At 60.6% G+C, this 20,465-nt stretch carries 16 protein-coding genes and 5 pseudogenes; 12 read left to right on the top strand and 9 right to left on the bottom strand.

Annotation, left to right across the window (positions count from 1 at the left end; translation table 11 throughout):
- Positions 1 to 62 precede the first annotated feature (62 nt).
- Genes AB4N76_RS00105 through AB4N76_RS00070 form a run of 8 tightly spaced genes read right to left on the bottom strand, consistent with a single transcriptional unit; the run spans position 63 to position 8,287 of the window.
- A complete protein-coding gene (locus tag AB4N76_RS00105; protein ID WP_046032174.1) occupies positions 63 to 1,091 on the bottom strand; it encodes an HAD family hydrolase in 1,029 nt (342 codons plus the stop codon).
- Positions 1,088 to 2,407, bottom strand: a complete 1,320-nt coding sequence (locus AB4N76_RS00100) for a hypothetical protein (protein ID WP_460163952.1) — start codon at positions 2,405 to 2,407, stop codon at positions 1,088 to 1,090. Before AB4N76_RS00100 ends, AB4N76_RS00105 begins: the two co-directional genes overlap by 4 nt.
- Positions 2,404 to 3,984 carry a VWA domain-containing protein gene (locus AB4N76_RS00095; RefSeq protein ID WP_460163951.1) on the bottom strand — a complete coding sequence of 527 codons (1,581 nt, stop codon included), beginning with the start codon at positions 3,982 to 3,984 and terminating at the stop codon, positions 2,404 to 2,406. Before AB4N76_RS00095 ends, AB4N76_RS00100 begins: the two co-directional genes overlap by 4 nt.
- Positions 3,985 to 4,977 (bottom strand): vWA domain-containing protein, encoded by a 993-nt coding sequence (locus AB4N76_RS00090; RefSeq protein ID WP_046032177.1) that lies wholly within the window; start codon positions 4,975 to 4,977, stop codon positions 3,985 to 3,987.
- Positions 4,964 to 5,452 (bottom strand): DUF4381 domain-containing protein, encoded by a 489-nt coding sequence (locus AB4N76_RS00085; RefSeq protein WP_046032178.1) that lies wholly within the window; start codon positions 5,450 to 5,452, stop codon positions 4,964 to 4,966. Before AB4N76_RS00085 ends, AB4N76_RS00090 begins: the two co-directional genes overlap by 14 nt.
- Complete coding sequence (locus AB4N76_RS00080) at positions 5,449 to 6,378, bottom strand: DUF58 domain-containing protein (protein ID WP_046032179.1); 930 nt, start codon at positions 6,376 to 6,378, stop codon at positions 5,449 to 5,451. The genes AB4N76_RS00085 and AB4N76_RS00080 overlap by 4 nt, the downstream gene beginning before the upstream one ends.
- Before the next feature lie 8 nt (positions 6,379 to 6,386).
- Positions 6,387 to 7,367: an AAA family ATPase gene (locus tag AB4N76_RS00075; protein ID WP_077432092.1), complete on the bottom strand. Its 981-nt coding sequence runs from the start codon at positions 7,365 to 7,367 to the stop codon at positions 6,387 to 6,389.
- A gap of 11 nt (positions 7,368 to 7,378) precedes the next feature.
- On the bottom strand, positions 7,379 to 8,287 hold the full coding sequence (locus AB4N76_RS00070) for a transporter (RefSeq protein WP_046032209.1): 909 nt from the start codon (positions 8,285 to 8,287) through the stop codon (positions 7,379 to 7,381).
- On the opposite strand from AB4N76_RS00070, the gene AB4N76_RS00065 reads away from it, so the two are divergent.
- On the top strand, positions 8,257 to 8,424 hold the full coding sequence (locus AB4N76_RS00065) for an SWIM zinc finger family protein (protein WP_371916712.1): 168 nt from the start codon (positions 8,257 to 8,259) through the stop codon (positions 8,422 to 8,424). The genes AB4N76_RS00070 and AB4N76_RS00065 overlap by 31 nt on opposite strands.
- Before the next feature lie 474 nt (positions 8,425 to 8,898).
- Here AB4N76_RS00065 and AB4N76_RS00060 read toward each other — a convergent pair whose 3' ends face one another.
- Entirely contained in the window at positions 8,899 to 9,324 is a 426-nt protein-coding gene (locus AB4N76_RS00060) for a YciI family protein (RefSeq protein WP_046032181.1), read from the bottom strand.
- 332 nt (positions 9,325 to 9,656) lie between these two features.
- Here AB4N76_RS00060 and tpx point away from each other — a divergent pair.
- From tpx to AB4N76_RS00005, 11 genes and pseudogenes are all read left to right on the top strand, one after another.
- Positions 9,657 to 10,156, top strand: a pseudogene (gene tpx / locus AB4N76_RS00055) (thiol peroxidase).
- Between the two features lie 179 nt (positions 10,157 to 10,335).
- A pseudogene (locus AB4N76_RS00050) lies at positions 10,336 to 11,654 on the top strand (MdtA/MuxA family multidrug efflux RND transporter periplasmic adaptor subunit).
- The gene (locus AB4N76_RS00045) at positions 11,651 to 12,247 is read left to right on the top strand and encodes an efflux RND transporter permease subunit (RefSeq protein ID WP_460163950.1); all 597 of its coding nucleotides are present in this window, start codon (positions 11,651 to 11,653) and stop codon (positions 12,245 to 12,247) included. Before AB4N76_RS00050 ends, AB4N76_RS00045 begins: the two are co-directional and overlap by 4 nt.
- Entirely contained in the window at positions 12,202 to 12,480 is a 279-nt protein-coding gene (locus AB4N76_RS00040) for an efflux RND transporter permease subunit (RefSeq protein WP_460163949.1), read from the top strand. The genes AB4N76_RS00045 and AB4N76_RS00040 overlap by 46 nt, the downstream gene beginning before the upstream one ends.
- A complete protein-coding gene (locus tag AB4N76_RS00035) occupies positions 12,410 to 13,468 on the top strand; it encodes an efflux RND transporter permease subunit (protein ID WP_460163948.1) in 1,059 nt (352 codons plus the stop codon). Before AB4N76_RS00040 ends, AB4N76_RS00035 begins: the two co-directional genes overlap by 71 nt.
- Entirely contained in the window at positions 13,458 to 14,756 is a 1,299-nt protein-coding gene (locus AB4N76_RS00030) for an efflux RND transporter permease subunit (protein WP_460164656.1), read from the top strand. The genes AB4N76_RS00035 and AB4N76_RS00030 overlap by 11 nt, the downstream gene beginning before the upstream one ends.
- Complete coding sequence (locus AB4N76_RS00025; RefSeq protein WP_460163947.1) at positions 14,753 to 16,069, top strand: efflux RND transporter permease subunit; 1,317 nt, start codon at positions 14,753 to 14,755, stop codon at positions 16,067 to 16,069. The genes AB4N76_RS00030 and AB4N76_RS00025 overlap by 4 nt, the downstream gene beginning before the upstream one ends.
- Positions 16,066 to 16,968: pseudogene (locus AB4N76_RS00020) on the top strand (efflux RND transporter permease subunit); the annotation flags it as partial. The gene AB4N76_RS00025 and the pseudogene AB4N76_RS00020, both read left to right, overlap by 4 nt.
- Positions 16,969 to 17,062: 94 nt before the next feature.
- On the top strand, positions 17,063 to 17,860 hold the full coding sequence (locus AB4N76_RS00015; RefSeq protein WP_460163946.1) for an efflux RND transporter permease subunit: 798 nt from the start codon (positions 17,063 to 17,065) through the stop codon (positions 17,858 to 17,860).
- Positions 17,857 to 19,344: pseudogene (locus AB4N76_RS00010) on the top strand (efflux transporter outer membrane subunit). The gene AB4N76_RS00015 and the pseudogene AB4N76_RS00010 overlap by 4 nt, the downstream one beginning before the upstream one ends.
- Before the next feature lie 320 nt (positions 19,345 to 19,664).
- Positions 19,665 to 20,465: pseudogene (locus AB4N76_RS00005) on the top strand (MHYT domain-containing protein); the annotation flags it as partial.

Here is a 20,465-nt window from a genome sequence, read left to right as displayed (position 1 = left end):
CCTTTTTCTGACTTGCGCCGCCTAATGCGACAAACGTTTATTGCAGTCCTGCGTCACGCTTTTTATTGCACTTGCTCTGGGGTGGCGGACTCGTACGGGTAGATCCGGCGCCACTCGGCGGCCATGTCCACGACAGTCCAGCCACGGGATTTTGCTTCGTCCAGGGCCTTGTCCAGACGCCCGATTTTGGAGTCACGGTCGTACGCCCATTCACGCTTGGCGTCGGTGTGATGCACTAACCCCATGAATCGTTTGCCCGACCCGGCGGCGGTCCACTGCAACATTTGCTGGTCGCCGTCAGAGTTGCCGAAGGCCAGAATTGGCCGGCGTCCGATCACCGCGTTGATGCTTTCGGGCTTGCCCGGCCCGTCATCGTTGTGTGCCAGTTTTGGCGTGCGCAGGATCGAGGCCTTGCCGTCCTTGTACTCAAACGCTGTGACAAACGTCGTACCGATCACTTGCTCCGGCGGGACGCCATAGGACTTCTCGGCGAAGGCGCGCATGAACCCGGTGTCGCCGCCGGACACGATGTAGGTTTTGAAGTCCTGGCTGCGCAGGTAGTCGAGCAATTCCAGCATCGGCTGGAAGACCATCTCGGTATACAGCTTGCCGGTCTTTGGATGTTTGGCCTGGGCCAGCCAGGTCTTGGCGTAGTCGTCGAACGCTTCGGTGGTCATGCCGGTGTGGGTCGCCCCGACGATCTTCAACAGCCCGTCCATACCGGCCGCTGCCAGCGCCTTGTGATCGTTTTCCAGTACTGCCTTGAACGGTTGCGTGGTTTTCCACTCCGGGTGCTGCGGCGCGGTGCGCTTGACCTCTTCCAGGGAAAACAGCAGCTCGAAATACATTGGCTGCTCGCTCCACAGGGTGCCGTCGTTGTCGAACACCGCAATGCGCTCCTCGGGTTTGACGAAGTCTTTGTTGCTCTGATCGGTGACGGTCTGGACGAACTCGATGATGCTCTTCTTGGACGGGCCATCATTCCAGGAGGGCAACGGCTCTGCGGCCTGAACCAGCAACGGCAGGCTCAGGGCCAATGCCAGCCAAAACTTGAACCCGTGAAGTTGGCGCAGTGATATCGGACTCGTCATGGGAATTCCTTCTCGTGAACGGGGTTGAGTGGCCGTAATGCCGGCGCGGCAGGTGTCTTGTTGGGCGCAGCCTGACTGTTCAGCGTAGTCAAGGATTGCTTGAGTTGGTGCAACGCCTGATCTTTGGCCGATTCACCGCCATAACAGGCGCGCAAAAAGTCCTGCAGGCGCGGTCCTAGAGCGCTCAGCTTCAGACCCATGCGCCGACGCCTGGCCCACAGGTACAGCGCGCTCAATTGGGCGGGGTGGCCTTCGATCTGCGCCGGAATCTGCCGCCAGGCATAGTCGGCGGACGCCAGCCAAACGGCGTGCCGGGTACGGCGCCGGGCCTGGACATCAAGGTAGGCACGGTGGACGAGCGGGCGGGTAAACCAGCCGAGCACGGCAATGGCCAGCAGCAGTGCAATCAATGCCAGCCAATGCCCGGAGAGGTACAGGCGACTGGGCTGACCGAGTTTTTTCAGGTCTGCGGTAATTGAAAACACCGGGCGATAAGCGCTGTTGGCGGTGGCCTGGAAGGTGACCGCCGGGACTTGGGCGGTACGGGCCTGGCGGGTGCCGGCATCCCACCATTTCAAAGAGATCGACGGCAAGCTGTGCGAGCCATCGGTGTCGATCCGGTAGGTCACGGTGTCGATTCGCTGGCCACCGCTGAAATTGCCCCGACCGTCACCGAGGTTGCTGATCTGCGGGGCTTTCGGGTAACGGCTCAGACCGTTGACATCACTCAGTGATGGCGTCGGCAAGGACATCGCCAGGGCGCCATCGGCTTGCAACGTCAATTCCCGGGTAACGCTGTCGCCGACTTTGAGGGGCGTCGCCGAGTTGACGATTTTTTGCGTAAAGCGCAGCCCTTGCGCGACCAATACCGGTTCGCCGGGTTCAAACCCTGGCGGTTGCGCGGCGTCGAAGTGCAAGGGCTGGCTTTGGGCGCTGAGCTCAGTGGTGGCCTGACCGGGTGTGGCGCGCACGGTCAGCGCGGGTATGTCGAAGCCCTGAGCGAGATTGGGGGTGATCCGGTAGCGGTAGCGCATGCCGCTCAATGACTTGCCGTCGAGCGTCTGATTGAGGTGTTCGGCATGACCGTCCGGCGGCATGACCAGTGCGCCGGACAGCTTCAGGTCGGGCAGGGTGGGGGTTTCGGTGAACCAGCTGTCGGTGTAGACGTCGAGTTGCAGTTCGACGAGGCTGCCGACCATGACGTCTTTTGTGGGCTGCAGCGACACCTGGACTTTCAGCTCGGGTTCAGCGGCCACTGCTGCGGTGGTGAACAGGCAAAGGAGCAGGGCCACGACACGGTCTATCGAAAGACTCATGGTTTGCCCCCCGCCTGATCTTGCAAACTGAACTTCTGCTTCAGGAATTTCGCCGGTGAAGTGCTCAGGTTTTCCAGCCACTGTGCATCGGACGCCGCTTGCTCGGTCTGCACGGCTTTGCTCTGGCCCTTGCCCGGCGCCTTGTCCATTTTGATTTCGTCCGGTTTGACCTCGGGTGCATTCTGCGCGGCGCTGTCGGTGTCTTTCTGCAAGGCAATCGCCAACGCCAGATTGGCCGTGGCCTCCGGGAACTGCGGTTGCAACTTCAGCGCCTGGGTGTACGCGGCAATCGCCTGGTCAAATTTGAAACGACGCACGTAAATATTGCCCAGGTAGAAATACGCTTGCGGCGTTTCCAGTCGCGCAAAACTGGCCAGTGCCAGGTCGAAATCCGCCGCGTTGTAGGCAGCGATACCTTTCCAGTAGGGGTCGACAAAATGCGCGGCGGCTTGCGGGAAATGTTCATGCTCGAACGCCCAGCGACCTTGCTGGTCGGGGGTGAAAAACGCATCGGACAACGCGTTGGCTTCGGCGGGAGCCGGTTGCCAGCCAATGCCCAGTGCCAATAACAGGCCTGCCATCCAGTTCAGGCTCCAGCCCCGGCGCACGCTGAACAACCCGATCAGCAGCAACGGCCAGCACAACCAATAACCGGCGTCTTTCCAGTGCAGTTCGCGCTGTTCATCGCTGGCGGCCTGGAAATGCTGCTGGGCGTGCAGCTCAATCCATTGCAGGTCATCGTCATTGATCGTCAGGCTGCCCAACGGGGCGTCGACTGCGGAAGCCAGCTTTTCGAGCGCCGCCTGATCAAAACTGCCCAACACCGGGCGACCATTGCTGTCGGTGCGCGGTTGGCCACTGGCGTCATGGATGATCGCGCCGTCTGCACTGCCGACGGCCAGAATCAGCACTTGCAGTTGGCTGTCGCTCAGTTGCTTATCGAGACCGCTAAGCTGCGACGTGTCGGCGCCGTCTGTGACCAACAACAGCGTGCCCGGGCTTTTCTCGGCAGCCAGCAGCCGTTTGGCTTGCTCGATGACCGCGCCGACGTCTTTGCCCTGTTTGGCGATCAGGTCCGTACTCAGGGCTAGGATGAAGGTGTCGAGCAGTTCGGGGTCGTCGGTCGGCGGCAGCACCAGATGGGCGCTGCCGGCATACGCGATCAAACCACTGCGTGACCCCGCTCGGCGCTGGATCAGGTCGTGCAGTTTGTGTTTGGCCGCTTCCAGTCGACTGGGCTGCACATCCGTGGCGTCCATGGAGGGCGACAGGTCGATGGCGATGATCAGCGGCGCGCGGTTTTCCAGAAAGTCCGGACGGTCCTGCTCCCAGGTGGGGCCGGCCGCCGCGAGGGCACCCAGCACCAACACCGCGCACACCAGATGCACGGGGCGCAAACGTTGTTGGTCCTGTGGCGTTATCAGCAAGTGCGGCAGCAAGTGTTCGGCAATATTGCTGCGCAAGCGTCGCTGTACGTCACGGCTGCGCCGCCAGAGCCAGGGCAACAAGGCGCCGAACGGCACCAGCAACAGCCACAGTGGACGCAGGAAATGGAAGTCGCTGAGGTTTATATCCACTTACCCCTCCTGCCGCTGACGCGCGAGCATCAAATGAGGCCGGAGCAGGGCGCCCAAATGGTAGAGCGCGAGCAAACCGATAGCGGCCCCCAGTGGCCACCAGAACAAATCCTTTTTCGGCTGATGACTGAGGGTTTTAACCTGGTGTGGGGTCAGTTTGTCGAGGGTGCTGTACACCTGATTCAATGCATTGCGATCCTCGGCGCGAAAGAACTTGCCACCCGTGGCTTCGGCGATTTGCTGCAAACCTTGCAGGTTGACCTTGGCTTCTCCGGAGGCGTTCGGGTCACCGATACCGATGGTGTGAATCACCACGCCTTTGGCGGCTGCCATGGCCGCGGCGTGGTCCGGGGTAATCGCGCTGCTGGTGTCGTTGCCGTCGGTCAGCAGGATCAGCACTTTCTCGGGTTCATGCGCCTGCTCAAGCAATTTCAAGCTCAAGCCGATCGCATCGCCAATCGCGGTGTTCGGGCCAGCCATGCCAATGCCGGTGTCATCGAGCAACAGCGACAGACTGGCGTGATCCAGCGTCAGCGGTGCCTGCGGATAGGCGCCGCTGCCAAACACGATCAGGCCTAGGCGATCGTCTTTACGTTTGTCGATAAAGCTGTGGACCACTTCCTTGACCGCCGCCAGGCGATTGATTTTTTGCCCGTTGGCGTCGGTGAAATCGTTGGTTTCCATCGATTGGGAAATGTCGATGGCCAGCATCAGGTCGCGCACCGGTTGTTGGCGTTCGATGGGTTTTTCGACCAGTTCCGGTCGAGCCGCCGCCAGCAACAACAATGCCCAGACCATCAGGTTCAAGACCAGTTGCCAGCGATTGCTGCGTGTCCCGGCCTGGCTCGGTGCCTGACCGACCGCGCGGCTCATGGCGCTGAAAAAAGGCACGCGCACGGCGCTGCGGGCTTCGCGGTAATCAGGCAGGAAGCGGTAGGCCAACCATGGCAGTGGCAAAAGGATCAGCAGCCAAGGGTAATCAAACTGCCACATGATGCTGCTCCACCCAACGTTTGCTGGTGTTGAACAGCCGCTCGCGCTGTTCTTCCTTGAGCGTCAGCAGTGTGCTGTCCGGCGCATAGGCCAACTGCGCGAGTTGCTGGCTGAAATCTGCCGGCAGGGGCTGCGGACTGTGGCGCACCAAAAACCCCTGCCAGTCCTCACCCCCAAGTGCTGCCACAGGGTATGTAGTGGGCATGGACAGGGCGACGCGTTTGAGCAGTTCCGGGAGTTCGCGCAGGGCCCTCAGTTGATCGTCACTGCTTTGCAGTTCAGCCAGTCGCACCAGCGCTTCACGCCGATAACGATCACGGCGCCATTGCCAATACCGCCGTGCGCTGACCAGCAACACGGCAAGCACCAACACACTGAGCAGCGCCCACCAACCCCACGTCTGCGGCGCATAACTGACCGGCGCCGGCAGTGCGATTTCCTTCAGTTGGTCGATGCTCGGGATGTTCGGATTCATCGCCGGCCTCTGCCGAGTTCGGCTCGCAGCTGTTCCTGCGCATCGGTCGCGGTACTGAACATCATCAGCGGCACCTGGCTACGACGCAGCAACGTCGCGACATCCTTGAGCCGACCGCTGAGAAAATCCCCCAGCGGCTGATGCACGCTGCGTTGCTCAACCGCCAGTTCCACCTGCAATTGGCCTTGGGTCACCAGTAAACGGCCGTTTTTCGGCAGGTTCAGCGCCAAGGGGTCATACACCTGCATCGCGATCACATCGTTGTGCGCCGCCAATTGCCGCATTAATTGCAAGGTGCGTTCACCGGCGCCGGCAAAGTCGCTGACGATGCAGATCAAATGATCATGGCCGGCCACCGCCAGGCAATGTTGCAAGACCTTGTCGAGTTGGTCCTCACCTTCGGCATCCGGGTTGGCGGCATTGAGCAGCTGATTCTGCTCGGCGATACGACTGCAAAAGGCCTCGATGCGTTTGCGACTGCGTAGCGGGGCGATGCTGTCAATGCGCTGGTCGTTGAACACCAGGCCGCCGACCCGGTCACCGGCGTTGAAGGTCATCCACGCCGCCAGCGCGCCGAGTTCGGCGGCAATCGCCGATTTAAAGCTGCGTTGCGAGCCGAAGAACATCGACATGCGCTGGTCGACCAGAATCAACGCGGGGCGATCACGCTCTTCGGTGAACGTGCGTACCACCGGTTTGCCGGTGCGCAGTGACGCTCGCCAGTCCAGATGACGCAAATCGTCGCCCGGTTGATAGCGGCGCAGTTCGTCGAAATTCAACCCGCGACCGCGCAGCCGCGAAGCATGGTTGCCGGCGAGGAGGCTGCCCTGGGGCTGGCGCGCCAGAAAACTCAAGTCACGGGCCTTGAACTCCAGCGCCATCAATTGCGCCAGAGAGACATAGACCAGGCCGTCCGTGCTTTTCATTTTCAACCTCAGGCCGGTATTGCAACTTTGTCGAGCAAGCGGTCGAGCACCTGGTCGGCCGTTACGCCATCCGCCACCGCGTCGTAACTCAGTTGCAAGCGATGACGCAGCACCGGGTGGACCACGGCGCGCACATTGTCCGGCGAAACGAAATCTTGCCCTTGTAGCCAGGCATCGGCGCGGGCACAGCGGTCAAGGCCGATACCGCCCCGAGGACTGGCGCCGATAGCGATCCAGCGGCCGAGATCGGCGTCATAGTCCGCCGGGTGGCGGGTGGCGTTGATCAGGTCGATCAGGTAGCGGTCGATGGCCGGCGAGACGTGAACGGCGCTGACTTCGCGACGGGCCGCGAAAACCACCTCCTGAGACAGTGCAAAACCTTGGGTCGGGGCCGTTTTAGCGCCTGCCGCAAATTCTTCTTCGCGCAGCAATCGCAACACCTGGCTCTCGTTTTCCGCGGTCGGGTAATCCAGCAACACCTTCATCAGAAACCGGTCCATCTGCGCTTCCGGCAGGGGGTAGGTGCCTTCCTGTTCAATCGGGTTTTGCGTGGCGACCACGATGAACAGCTCCGGCAGCACATGGCTGTTGCCGGCCACGGTGATTTGCCGTTCTTCCATGGCTTCCAGCAGCGCCGCCTGGACCTTGGCCGGGGCACGGTTGATTTCGTCGGCGAGGATCAGGTTGCCGAACAGCGGGCCGGGCTGGAACTGGATCTGGTTCTGGCCATCGACCTGATGCAGCACTTCGGCGCCGGTGATGTCCGACGGCAGCAGGTCAGGGGTGAACTGGATGCGGCTCATCTTCGCGTCCAGGTGCCGGGCCAGTGCCTTGACCGTGCGGGTCTTGGCCAGGCCGGGCAAGCTTTCCAGGAGCAAATGACCGTTGGCCAACAGCCCCAGCAGAATCTGGCGGATTACCTGATCCTGCCCAAGTACGCTTTCGGCGATGCTGGCTTGCAGGGCGTTGAGGTCATTGAGTGCGGTCATGGGCGTTTCCTTTACCAGGCGTATTGCAAGCGTAAGGTCCAGGTGTTGACGTCAGGGGAGCCAGTGCGCTCGGAGACGGTGTCCGAATAGGCGATCAACCCGCCAAACTGGGGCGACAGCATGAAGCCGACCGTGGCACCCAACAGGCTGCTTTCCTGTTTGTTGTCCTGCCAGTCACCATTGATTTTGGTCTCGCCGCCTCGGTTGTAGGTGCCATCGATCGAGGCCCACAGCGCGCGGTTGAAGGTGTAGCTGTAGTGACCTTCGATGGAATACAGCGCTTTTTGCTCAAGTGTGCCGTCGCCGTGGTAATCGTCGTTGTCGCCGTACAGCGAGACGTAGGTGTTGAGTTCAAGCCAGGTCGGGCCAATCGGCGTGCCAAAGGCAATTTCCGGCTTGAACGCCCAGCGGTTGGCGCCGATGTTGATGACCCGGTCCTTGTCGTAATCACCGGTGGGCGCGGTGATCCACAACGCCCCCGTCAGAAAGGTCTCGGGTGTCCAGGTGGCGAATTCTTGCGGGGTCAGCGCCGGGCCACCAAAAATGTTGTGCACCAGCACCACCTGCGTATCGCCCAGGCCACCGTTGTGCTTGGTGCCATTGAAGAACTGGCCATTATCGAACGAGGCGGAAACGTCGGCGTAAGGTTGCAGGACCTGAACCGCACTGTTACGCCCGTCGATGGCAAACGAGCGGGCAAAACGGGCGATGTACAGGTCCGCGTTCAGGGACAAGCCATCAAGCGGCAATGACGTATCGATCGGCGTGTTGCTATTAACGAGGTTGTAATAGCCGAACACCATGTTCAGGTCGGTCGGCAGGTTCTGCCAGTCACGCGCGTTGTCCGCTTGGCCCGCCAGTGGCGTCATGGATAGCGTGAGTGCGGTGAATGCGGCTTTCCTTGTCGTCTTCAGTCCCATCACGGTGCTCCTGCAGGTTTTGGGTGCGTGGTTCATGGCTTTGCGCCCACGAGTGTCAGTGGCGGCATTATCCATTGACCGCGGGTGTGCTTTCGGACTTGAAATGTCGAACAGGTTCGGGGCGCCGAGGCAGGTGACGCTGGCGTTATGGGGAGCGAGGCGAGTGCCGGATGACTGGGCGGCGCTGAGCGAAAGGTTCCGTGTAGGGTTAATTTTGTTGAGTGCGTCGGCGTTATTGGCCTGCACGTAAACGGCGGGCGAAAAGCGTGCTGCCGCCAACAACAAAGCGTTATTTTTTTTATGCTGAAACATCATTCCCGATTCCCTTCTGGCTCATTGGGTTACTCGGCACTTCCTGGCCGTTAATACGTAATCAATTTCCCACCAAGCCCGTAGGACAAATCTGACGCTAGCAGCTAGTCACGACTTTTCCAGTCAAAAGGATTAAATCTTTGATTTTGTGCACAGAACTTCGTTATTTGTGTGTACTAAAAAGTTAATACCAAATCATGGGGTTACCGCCGATCCTGGTGTTCAGGTGACGCCGGATTCACCTGATACACCGCGTAAAACAATCACGCGTGCACCCGGCAAACCCGGCCTGAAAATGTTCAGCGTTTTTTGGCCTCGGCGCGCAGTCGTTCTTCCTGCTCGCGCAGTTCCGGGGTGAACTCGGCACCGAAATCCTCAGCTTCGAACACCTGGCGAATCTCGATCTCGGCCTCGGTGCCCGGCATTGGGTTCGGGCAGCGCTTGACCCAATCGATCGCCTCCTGTTTCGACTGCACCTGCCATATCCAGTAGCCGGCAATCAGCTCCTTGGTTTCGGCGAACGGGCCGTCGATGACGGTGCGTTTGTCCCCTGAAAAGCGAACACGTGTGCCTTTGCTGCTGGGTTGCAGGCCTTCGCCTTCGACGAAGATGCCTGCCTTGACCAGTTCTTCGTTGTAGTTGCCCATGGCGGTCAGCAGTTCTTCGCTGGGCATGATGCCGGCTTCGGAATCCTGGCTGGCTTTGACAATGATCATGAATCGCATGGCTGTATCTCCGCTGGATTTGACTGGACTCGCTGACTAGTCGAATGAACGTCGTTTAAATCGACAGTGCTGCCAAATTAAAGACCAGTGATTGAGCCCGTGGGTTTTCGGTTGCCTTTCGTCAAGAACACCAAGTGGTGGCCGGGGAGGGCTGTACGCTATAGAGCAACCCGGGCTGCGTGCCTGCGGCCATGCGGGGTTTGGAAGGGTTGTATCCAGTTTCGCCAGCAAGACTTCACGATTTGTATCTGGGCATAGGTCGTCGGGCCATTTCGTGGTTAACTTCGGCCTCTTCAAAATTCTCCACCACAACGTTCAGAAGGACTCAGTTCATGGCTCAAGTCACTCTTAAAGGCAACCCGGTTCAAGTCAACGGCCAACTGCCACAAGCCGGTTCCAAGGCGCCAGCCTTTTCCTGGTTGCCGGCAATCTGTCCGACGTCACCCTGAAAGACTTTGCCGGCAAGCGCAAAGTGCTGAACATCTTCCCAAGCGTCGACACCCCGACCTGCGCCACTTCGGTACGCAAGTTCACTGCCCAGGCCAACGATGTCGCCAACACCGTTGTGCTGTGCATCTCCGCTGACCTGCCGTTCGCCCAGGCACGCTTCTGCGGCGCCGAAGGCCTGGAAAACGTGCAAAACCTGTCGACCCTGCGTGGTGCCGAGTTCATCGAGAACTACGGCGTTGCCATCGCAGACGGCCCGCTCAAAGGCCTGACCGCCCGTGCGGTCGTGGTTCTGGATGAAAACGACAACGTCCTGCACAGCGAACTGGTCAAGGAAATCGCTGAAGAACCGAACTACGAAGCTGCACTCGCCGTTCTGAAATAAGCGACAGCTTTACAATTGTTAACGGCCTGGCCCTGTCCAGGCCGTTTTCATTTGTGATTCAGTGTCTTGGCCAAACAACCTGTTACGTAAGCCGAAGGTAAATTGCCGGTAAAGCCGCTTTGCTTAATAGCCGCCAGTGCTTATCGTTCAGCCTCATGTAGAAGAAGCCCACGCGCCCAATGGTTGATCATTCAATGCAATCCTCCGCTTCCCGTAGTCCTCGTCGCTGGGCTGTTCGGCCTGCTTGTCCTGTTGGTCATCGCAGGCGTGTGCTGGAAATTCTGGCCCACCAGTGCGACTCACAAGGAGGGCACAGGGCAGAAAGCCGTGGCCGGCCATACCGGCAAGTCCGGTGGCATGCGCCCGGGCTTCGGCGGGGCGACCGGCCTCGGTGCCCGTGCGTGTGGCCCCTGCGGTCAAGGGTGATTTCCCGCTGTACTACAAAGCGCTCGGCACTGTCACTGCACTCAACACCATCAATGTGCGCAGCCGTGTGGGCGGGGAGCTGATCAAGATTTCCTTCGAAGAAGGGCAGATGGTCAAGGCCGGTGACCTGCTGGCAGAAATCGACCCACGCCCGTACCAGAACGCCTTGCTCCAGGCTGAAGGCACGTTGCTGCAAAACCAGGCGCAATTGAAGAACGCCCAGGTCGATGTCGAGCGTTATCGCGGCCTGTACCGTGAAGACAGTATCGCCAAGCAAACCCTGGACACCGCCGAGGCCCTCGTCGGTCAGTACCAAGGCACCGTCAAGACCAACCAGGCGGCGGTCAACGACGCCAAACTCAATCTCGAATTCACCAAGATCCGCGCACCGATTACCGGGCGTGTAGGCCTGCGTCAGCTGGACGTCGGCAACCTCGTCGCCGCCAACGACACCACGGCGCTGGCGATCATCACCCAGACCCAGCCGATCAGCGTTGCTTTCACCTTGCCGGAAAACAGCCTCGACGTTGTACTGGCACGCTATCGCACCGGGGCCAAACTGCCCGCCGAAGCCTGGGATCGTGGCGACACCCAATTGCAGGCCACCGGTGTGCTGCAAAGCCTGGACAACCAGATCGACGTCACCACCGGTACGCTGAAGTTCAAGGCACGCTACGAGAACCGCGATCAAGCGCTGTTCCCCAATCAGTTCGTCAACGTCCACTTGCTGGCCGACACCCTCAAAGGGGTGGTGCTCGCGCCGTCGGCGGCGATTCAGTTTGGCACCAACGGCACCTTCGTCTATGCCCTGGACGGCGACAAAAAAGTCACCATTCGCGCGTTGAAAGTCGGCGCCAGCGACGGGCTCAATACCGTGGTCACCGAAGGCCTGGCCCCCGGGGATCGCGTAGTGCTTGAAGGCACCGACCGCTTGAAGGAAGGCAGCGAAGTCGAAGTGGTCAATAACCCCCAGGAAGTGCCGGCCACCCCGACCGAACACCTGCAAGGCAAATCGGCGGCGGAGACGACTGAGCCGGTAGCCGCCGACAAGGCGAAAAAGGGCGGCGCATGAACATCTCGCGGCTGTTCATCCTTCGCCCGGTCGCCACGACCCTGAGCATGCTGGCCATTGTGCTGGCCGGTTTGATTGCCTATCGGTTGCTGCCAGTGTCGGCGTTGCCACAAGTCGACTACCCGACGATTCGCGTGATGACGCTCTATCCCGGTGCCAGTCCCGACGTCATGACCAGCGCGGTCACGGCGCCACTGGAGCGTCAGTTCGGGCAAATGCCGGGCCTGACCCAGATGGCGTCGACCAGTTCGGGCGGCGCCTCGGTGTTGACGCTGCGCTTCAGTCTCGACATCAACATGGATGTCGCTGAACAGCAGGTGCAAGCCGCGATCAACGCCGCCACCAATTTGCTGCCCAAGGACCTGCCGGCACCGCCGGTGTACAACAAGGTCAACCCGGCGGACACCCCGGTGCTGACCCTGGCCATTACCTCCAAAACCATGCTGTTGCCCAAGCTCAATGACCTGGTTGACACGCGCATGGCGCAGAAAATCGCCCAGATCAGCGGCGTCGGCATGGTCAGCATTGCCGGGGGCAGCGCCAGGCGGTGCGGATCAAGGTCAACCCGGAGGCTCTGGCGGCCAACGGTCTGAACTTGTCGGATGTGCGCACGCTGATCGGCGCCTCCAACGTCAACCAACCCAAAGGCAACTTCGACGGCCCGACCCGGGTGTCGATGCTCGATGCCAACGATCAGCTGACCTCGCCCAAGGATTACGCCAACCTCATTCCTGGCCTACGCCAACGGTGCGCCGTTGCGGCTCAAGGATGTCGCGGAAATCGTCGACGGTGCCGAAAACGAACGCCTCGCGGCGTGGGCCAATGAGAACCAGGCCGTACTGCTCAACATTCAGCGCCAGCCCGGTGCCAACGTCATTGAAGTGGTCGACCGGATCAAGGCTTTGCTGCCAAGCATCACCGACAACCTGCCGGCCGGCCTCGACGTCACGGTACTGACCGACCGCACCCAAACCATTCGCGCCTCGGTCAAGGACGTGCAGCATGAATTGCTGATCGCCATCGCATTGGTGGTGATGGTTACGTTCCTGTTTCTACGCCGCGCCAGTGCCACGATCATTCCTTCGATTGCCGTGCCGCTGTCGTTGATCGGCACGTTCGGCGTGATGTACCTCGCCGGTTTCTCGGTGAATAACCTGACCCTGATGGCACTGACCATCGCCACCGGTTTTGTGGTGGACGATGCGATCGTGATGCTGGAGAACATTTCCCGGTTTATAGAAGAGGGCGACAGCCCGCTGAATGCAGCGCTCAAGGGCGCGAAGCAAATCGGTTTCACCCTGATTTCCCTGACGCTGTCGCTGATCGCGGTACTGATTCCGCTGCTGTTCATGGCTGACGTGGTGGGGCGCCTGTTCCGGGAGTTTGCGATCACCCTGGCGGTGGCAATCCTGATTTCGCTGGTGGTGTCCCTGACCCTGACGCCAATGATGTGCGCGCGTTTGCTCAAGCGTGAACCCAAGGAAGAAGAGCAGGGCCGTTTCTACCGGGCCAGCGGCGCGGCGATTGACTGGATGATCGCCGCTTATGGGCGCAAATTGCAGTGGGTGCTCAAGCACCAGCCGCTGACGTTGATGGTGGCCGTCGGCACCCTGGCGTTGACCGTATTCCTTTACATGGTGGTGCCCAAAGGCTTCTTCCCGGTGCAGGACACCGGGGTGATCCAGGGGATTTCCGAGGCGCCGCAGTCGATTTCCTTCGCGGCCATGAGTGACCGTCAGCAAGCGCTGGCCAAGGTGATCCTTGCCGACCCGGCGGTTGAAAGCTCTGTCGTCCTACATTGGCGTGGACGGTGACAACTCGACGCTGAACAGCGGTCGCCTGCTGATCAACCTCAAGTCCCACAGCAATCGCGATGTAAGCGCAACCGAAGTGATTGCACGCCTGCAACCTGAAGTGAACAAGCTGGTGGGCATTCGCCTGTTCATGCAGCCGGTGCAGGACTTGACCATCGAAGACCGCGTCAGCCGCACCCAATACCAGTTCAGCATGTCTTCGCCAGATGCAGAGCTGCTGAGCCTGTGGAGCGGGCGCCTCGTCGAAGCGCTGGCCCAACGACCCGAGCTGACCGACGTTGCCAGCGACTTGCAGGACAAGGGTTTGCAGGTCTATCTGGTGATCGACCGTGATGCCGCTTCGCGGGTCGGGGTGTCGGTGTCGAACATCACCGATGCGCTGTACGACGCTTTTGGCCAGCGGCAGATTTCGACCATCTATACCCAGGCCAGCCAGTACCGCGTGGTGCTGCAATCGCAATCCGGGGAGAAGATCGGCCCGGATGCGCTGAATCAGATTCACGTGAAAACCACCGACGGCGGGCAAGTCCGCCTGTCCAGCCTCGCGCACATCGAAGAGCGTCAGGCGCAACTGGCAATCACCCACATCGGCCAGTTCCCCGCGGTGATGATGTCGTTCAACCTGGCACCGGGCGTGGCGCTGGGGCATGCCGTCGAGATCATCGACCAGGTGCAGAAAGACATCGGCATGCCGATTGGCGTGCAGACGCAGTTCCAGGGTGCGGCCGAGGCGTTCCAGGCCTCGCTGTCGAGCACCTTGCTGCTGATTCTGGCGGCGGTGGTGACCATGTACATCGTGCTCGGCGTGTTGTACGAGAGCTACATCCACCCGATCACCATTCTCTCGACCTTGCCTTCGGCGGCGGTCGGCGCGTTGCTGGCCTTGATCCTGAGCGGCAATGACCTGGGCATGATCGCGATCATCGGCATCATTTTGCTGATCGGCATCGTGAAGAAAAACGCGATCATGATGATCGACTTCGCCCTCGATGCAGAGCGCAATCAGGGCATCGACCCGGAAACCGCGATCTATCAAGCCGCGTTGCTTCGTTTCCGGCCCATTCTGATGACCACCCTTGCGGCGTTGTTCGGCGCCGTGCCGCTGATGCTGGCCACTGGTTCCGGCGCGGAATTGCGTCAACCGCTGGGGTTGGTGATGGTCGGTGGTTTGCTGCTGAGTCAGGTGCTGACCTTGTTCACCACGCCCGTCATCTACTTGTACTTCGATCGCCTCGGTCGGCGCTGGGGCCGTAAGTCTGAAGCCGTGGAAGCGGTAGAGCAGCCATGAACCTTTCCGGACCTTTCATCAAGCGCCCGGTCGCGACGATGTTGCTGAGCCTGGCGATCATGTTGCTGGGCGGCGTGAGTTTCGGCCTGTTGCCGGTGTCACCGCTGCCTCAGATGGATTTCCCGGTGATCGTGGTGCAGGCCAGTCTGCCCGGCGCGAGTCCCGAGGTCATGGCCTCGACCGTGGCTACGCCTCTGGAGCGGTCCTTTGGCACCATCGCCGGGGTCAACACCATGAGCAGCCGCTCCAGTCAGGGTTCGACCCGGGTGATCCTGCAATTTGACCTCGACCGCGACATCAACGGTGCGGCCCGGGAAGTGCAAGCCGCGATCAACGCCTCGCGCAACCTGCTGCCGAGCGGGATGCGCAGCATGCCGACCTACAAAAAGGTCAACCCGTCCCAGGCACCGATCATGGTGTTGTCGCTGACGTCGGACGTGCTGGAAAAGGGCCAACTCTACGATCTGGCCTCGACGATCCTGTCCCAGAGCCTGTCGCAAGTGCAGGGCGTGGGCGAAGTGCAGATCGGCGGCAGTTCGTTGCCGGCGGTGCGTATCGAACTCGAGCCGCAGGCGCTCAATCAGTACGGCGTGGCACTGGATGATGTGCGCAACACCATCGCCAATGCCAACGTGCGTCGGCCCAAGGGCTCGGTCGAAGACGGCGAGCGGTTGTGGCAGGTGCAGGCCAACGATCAGCTGGAAAAAGCCAAGGATTACGAGTCGCTCATCATCCACTACAACGGCGGTGCAGCCTTGCGTCTGAAGGATGTGGCCAAGGTCAGCGACGGCGTCGAGGACCGCTACAACAGCGGCTTCTTCAACGACGACGCGGCGGTGTTGCTGGTGATCAACCGTCAGGCGGGGGCCAACATCATCGAGACGGTCAACGAGATCAAGGCGCAGCTGCCGGCGTTGCAGGCGGTGCTGCCGGCCAGCGTCAAGCTGAACCTGGCGATGGACCGTTCGCCGGTGATCAAGGCGACCCTGCACGAAGCGGAAATGACCCTGCTGATCGCGGTGACGCTGGTGATTCTGGTGGTCTTCCTGTTCCTCGGTAACTTCCGTGCCTCGCTGATTCCGACACTGGCGGTCCTGGTGTCGCTGGTGGGCACCTTTGCGGTGATGTACCTCTATGGCTTCTCGCTGAATAACCTGTCGCTGATGGCGCTGATCCTGGCCACCGGTCTGGTGGTCGACGACGCCATCGTTGTACTGGAGAACATCTCCCGGCACATCGACGAAGGCGGTGCCACCGATGAAAGCCGCGTACCTGGGCGCTCCAGGAAGTCGGCTTTACCTTGCTGTCGATGAACGTTTCATTGGTCGCGGTGTTCCTGTCGATCCTGTTCATGGGCGGCATCATTGAAAGCCTGTTCCGTGAGTTTTCCATCACCCTGGCAGCGTCCATCGTCGTGTCGCTGGTGGTTTCGCTGACGCTGACGCCGATGCTCTGCGCCCGCTGGCTGAAGCCGCATACGCCGGGCCAGGAAAACCGTTTGCAGCGCTGGAGCCAGCGCGCCAACGAATGGATGGTCGGCAAATACGCGACGAGCCTCGACTGGGTATTGCGCCACCGCCGATTGACCTTGCTCAGCCTGTTTGTGACGATCGGAGTGAATATCGCGTTGTACGTGGTGGTGCCCAAGACGTTTTTGCCGCAGCAGGATACCGGTCAGCTCATCGGTTTCGTGCGCGGTGACGACGGTCTGTCGTTCAGCGTGATGCAGCCGAAAATGGAAACCTTCCGCCGTGCCGTGCTCAAGGACGATGCGGTGGAAAGCGTCGCCGGGTTCATTGGCGGCAGCAACGGCACCAATAACGCGTTCATGCTGGTGCGCCTGAAACCGATCAAGGAACGCAACATTTCCGCGCAAAAAGTCATCGAGCGCCTGGCGCAGAAATGTCGCAGGTCCTGGCGCACAGTTGATGCTGATGGCGGACCAGGACCTGCAATTTGGCGGCGGTCGCGAACAGACGTCGTCGCAGTATTCCTACATCCTGCAAAGCGGTGATCTGGGCGCGTTACGCGAGTGGTATCCAAAGTCGTCACCGCGCTCAAGGCGCTGCCGGAGTTGACGGCGATTGACGCTCGGGAAGGCCGTGGTGCGCAACAGGTCACGCTGATTGTCGATCGCGATCAGGCCAAGCGCCTGGGCGTCGACATGGACATGGTCACCTCGGTGCTTAACAACGCCTATAGCCAGCGGCAAATCTCGACGATTTACGACAGCCTCAACCAATATCAGGTGGTGATGGAGGTCAATCCGAGATGCACAGGACCCGATCACCCTCAAACAGGTGCAGGTGATTACAGCCGATGGCGCACGGATTCCGTTGTCGACCATCGCCCATTACGAAAGAAGCCTGGAAAACGACCGGGTCAGCCACGAAGGCCAGTTTGCCTCCGAAAGCCTGTCGTTCGACATGGCCGAAGGCGTGACGGTGGAGCAGGGCGCCGCAGCCATCGAAAGGGCGATTGCCACGCTCGGACTTCCCGAAGACGTGATCGCGAAAATGGCGGGCACCGCCGATGCGTTCGCCGCGACCCAGAAGAGCCAGCCGTGGATGATTCTCGGCGCGCTGTTGGCGGTCTATCTGGTGTTGGGTGTGCTGTATGAAAGCTACATTCATCCGCTGACGATTCTGTCGACCTTGCCGTCGGCCGGGGTCGGTGCATTGCTCTCGATCTACGCGCTGGGCGGCGAGTTCAGTTTGATTTCGCTGCTGGGCCTGTTCCTGCTGATTGGCGTGGTGAAGAAAAACGCCATCCTGATGATCGACCTCGCGCTGCAACTTGAACGCCATCAAGGCCTGGCACCGCTGGAGTCGATTCGCAGTGCTTGCCTGCAACGCCTGCGACCGATCCTGATGACCACGCTGGCGGCGATCCTCGGTGCCGTGCCGTTGCTGCTGAGCCGTGCCGAAGGTGCGGAAATGCGCCAGCCACTGGGCCTGACCATCATCGGCGGGCTGATTTTCAGCCAGGTGCTGACCCTTTACACCACGCCTGTGGTTTACCTCTATCTCGACAAACTGCGCCATCGCTTCAATAAATGGCGTGGGGTACGTACCGATGCTTTCGCTTTGGAAACTCCGCTATGACTGACCGTTCGCTTATCCATCTGGCCGCCCCGCTGGCCGCTGCCCGAGGCTCGCGTTTGCTTGAGCCTGGCGCTGTGCGCGGCAATGCTCAGCGCATGTGCCGTGGGTCCGGATTATCAGCGCCCGCAAGCGGCCGCGCCGGTGCAGTACAATGGAAGCGGCGGGGTGGCGTCAGGCCAGCCCCAGCGATTCCCTGGCACGCGGTGCCTGGTGGGAGTTGTATGGCGATCAGCAGCTCAATGGCCTGATCGAAAAACTCAACAGCTCCAACCAGACCGTGGCCCAGTCCGAGGCGCAATACCGCCAGGCACAAGCCTTGGTGCGCAGTGCCCGCGGGGCGTTTTTCCGACGGTTGATTTGACCGTCGGTAAAAACCGCTCCAGCCAGGGCACCGGCAGCAGCAATTCGAGCCTGACCAGCTCCTCCAGCGGTATTCGTGACACCTACACCGCCCAGGCCGGTGTCAGTTGGGAAGCGGACGCGTGGGGCAAATTACGCCGAGGCCTTGAAGCCGACACCGCCAACGCCCAGGCAGAGCTGGCGCCGACCTGGCTGCCATGCGTCTGAGTCAGCAGTCGGAGCTGGTGCAGAACTACCTGCAATTGCGCGTGATCGATGAACAGAAGCGCTTGCTTGAAGCGACGGTCGAGGCTTATCAGCGTTCGCTGACAATGACCGAAAACCAATACCGCGCCGGTGTGTCCGGGCGACGCGGTGGCGCAGGCGCAGACTCAACTCAAAAGCACGCAGGCAGACATGGTTGACCTGATCCGGCAGCGCGCCCAGTTCGAGAACGCCATCGCTGTATTGATCGGGCTGCCCTGGCCGAGTTTAGTCTGGCGGAAACCACCACCATTCCGACCTTGCCCGAAGTGCCGGTGGACCGCTTTCGCAATTGCTGGAACGTCGCCCGGACATCGCTTCCGCCGAGCGTCGTGATGGCGGACACAACGCCAACATCGGCGTGGCCAAGGCAGCCTATTACCCGGATTTCACCTTGAGCATGAACGGCGGGTATAGCAGAGCACCTATTCCAACTGGATCAGCGTACCCAATCGCTTCTGGTCGGTCTTACCGCAGTTGGCAATGACCTTGTTTGATGGCGGCCAGCGTCTGGCCGAAGTCGATCGCAGCGAAGCCGCCTACGACGAGACGGTACGGTACCGGCCATGACCGCGCTCGATGGTTTCCAGTGAAGCGGAAAACTACCTGGTGCAGCTCAAGGCGCTGAGCAGGAAGTCGGCGTGCGCCAGGAAGCGCTGGAGGCGGCGCGTATCTCGTTGCGCCTGACCCAGAATCAGTACAAGGCCGGTTTGATTGCTTATCTGGATGTGGTGGTGGTTCAGGCCACGGCACTGAGCAACGAACGCAACGTGCTGGATTTATTGCAGAGCTGGCTGATTGCCAGCGTGCAATTGATTGCCGCGCTGGTGGCGTGTTGGACGGGGCGTTGCAGGTCAGCGAAAACCAGTAGACTCCTGTAGCCGCTGCCGAGCCCCGCGTTTGCTCGTAGCAGCTGTCGAGCAGCGCGAGCTGCGTTAGCTTGTAGCAGCTTACCGTAGAGGGAGCACGTCGGCTGCGAAGCGTCGTGAAACCAGGCGACGCGGTGTTTCGTGGAAACCGCGCGTGGTGGATTTACGACTGCTTCGCAGCCGAACGCAGCCTCGCGGGCATCAAACAGGCGTTTCATCGGGTTGATGGCTATTTGGCTATTTTGTAAGTGCGTTCTTTACGCACTCAGTACAATCGCCGGCATTTGCCCCCAGAGTAAAACCTCTACGCCGGGCGCTCGCGGAGAAGTCTCATGCTGATCGGTAGCTATTCCCACGCTGGTTATCATTTCGCTCTGTGGCGATTCTGCGTCCTATACCGCGCTCGACCTGACCGGGCGTATCGCTACGGCCAGAGGCCGTGGCGGTATTTGTGGACGGCGGGTGGAGCCTTCGCCATGGGCATCGGGGTGTGGTTGTCGATGCACTTCATCGGCATGCTCGCGTTCAATTTGCCGATCGACCTGGGCTACGACTTCACCATCACATTGCTGTCGCCGCTGACCGCGATCCTTTCTTGCGGATTTGCCCTGCGGCTGGTCAGCCAGCCTCGGTTGCCGGCCTGGCAGCTGGCGTTTGGCGCGCTGGTGATGGGCGCCGGGATCAGTGCGATGCACTACACCGGCATGGCCGCGATGCGCATGCAACCGGTCATCGACTACAACCCGACACTGTTTGGCACCTTGCGCTATTGATCGCCGTTGGCGCCTCGGGCGGTTTCGATCGCCTTCCGGCTGCGACAGCACACCCTGCATGTCAGTGGGCTGTTCCGTGGCGGCGGCGGTGGTCATGGGCCTCGCCATCGTCGGCATGCACTACACCGGCATGGCGGCAGCGCGTTTCCTGGGGGCAGCTTCTATGGCTGCTGCCAGCGGCTTGAATGGCAAGGTCTTCGACAATCTGGTGCTGATCACCACGCTGGCGGTGTTGAGCATCGCCTTATTGACGTCAGCGCGCCGATGCGCGACTGGAAGTACGCACCGCTGACCTGGCGCGCTCACTGACCGAGGCCAACCGCGAACTGACCCAACTGGTCTTGCACGACCCCCTGACCG

Source organism: Pseudomonas sp. S2_F03 (assembly GCF_054668335.1).
Note: the sequence above shows the minus strand (reverse complement) of the source record. Positions and strands in the feature narration are given on the sequence as shown.

Excerpts from the sequence above, each read along its gene's own strand:
- AB4N76_RS00070 (WP_046032209.1), bottom strand. The coding sequence starts at position 8,287 with ATGGGACTGAAGACGACAAGGAAAGCCGCATTCACCGCACTCACGCTA.
- AB4N76_RS00090 (WP_046032177.1), bottom strand. The coding sequence starts at position 4,977 with ATGTGGCAGTTTGATTACCCTTGGCTGCTGATCCTTTTGCCACTGCCA.
- AB4N76_RS00075 (WP_077432092.1), bottom strand. The coding sequence starts at position 7,367 with ATGACCGCACTCAATGACCTCAACGCCCTGCAAGCCAGCATCGCCGAA.
- AB4N76_RS00060 (WP_046032181.1), bottom strand. The coding sequence starts at position 9,324 with ATGCGATTCATGATCATTGTCAAAGCCAGCCAGGATTCCGAAGCCGGC.
- AB4N76_RS00080 (WP_046032179.1), bottom strand. The coding sequence starts at position 6,378 with ATGAAAAGCACGGACGGCCTGGTCTATGTCTCTCTGGCGCAATTGATG.
- AB4N76_RS00105 (WP_046032174.1), bottom strand. The coding sequence starts at position 1,091 with ATGACGAGTCCGATATCACTGCGCCAACTTCACGGGTTCAAGTTTTGG.
- AB4N76_RS00045 (WP_460163950.1), top strand. The coding sequence starts at position 11,651 with ATGAACATCTCGCGGCTGTTCATCCTTCGCCCGGTCGCCACGACCCTG.
- AB4N76_RS00065 (WP_371916712.1), top strand. The coding sequence starts at position 8,257 with ATGCGGCTTTCCTTGTCGTCTTCAGTCCCATCACGGTGCTCCTGCAGG.
- AB4N76_RS00100 (WP_460163952.1), bottom strand. The coding sequence starts at position 2,407 with ATGAGTCTTTCGATAGACCGTGTCGTGGCCCTGCTCCTTTGCCTGTTC.
- AB4N76_RS00025 (WP_460163947.1), top strand. The coding sequence starts at position 14,753 with ATGAACCTTTCCGGACCTTTCATCAAGCGCCCGGTCGCGACGATGTTG.
- AB4N76_RS00085 (WP_046032178.1), bottom strand. The coding sequence starts at position 5,452 with ATGAATCCGAACATCCCGAGCATCGACCAACTGAAGGAAATCGCACTG.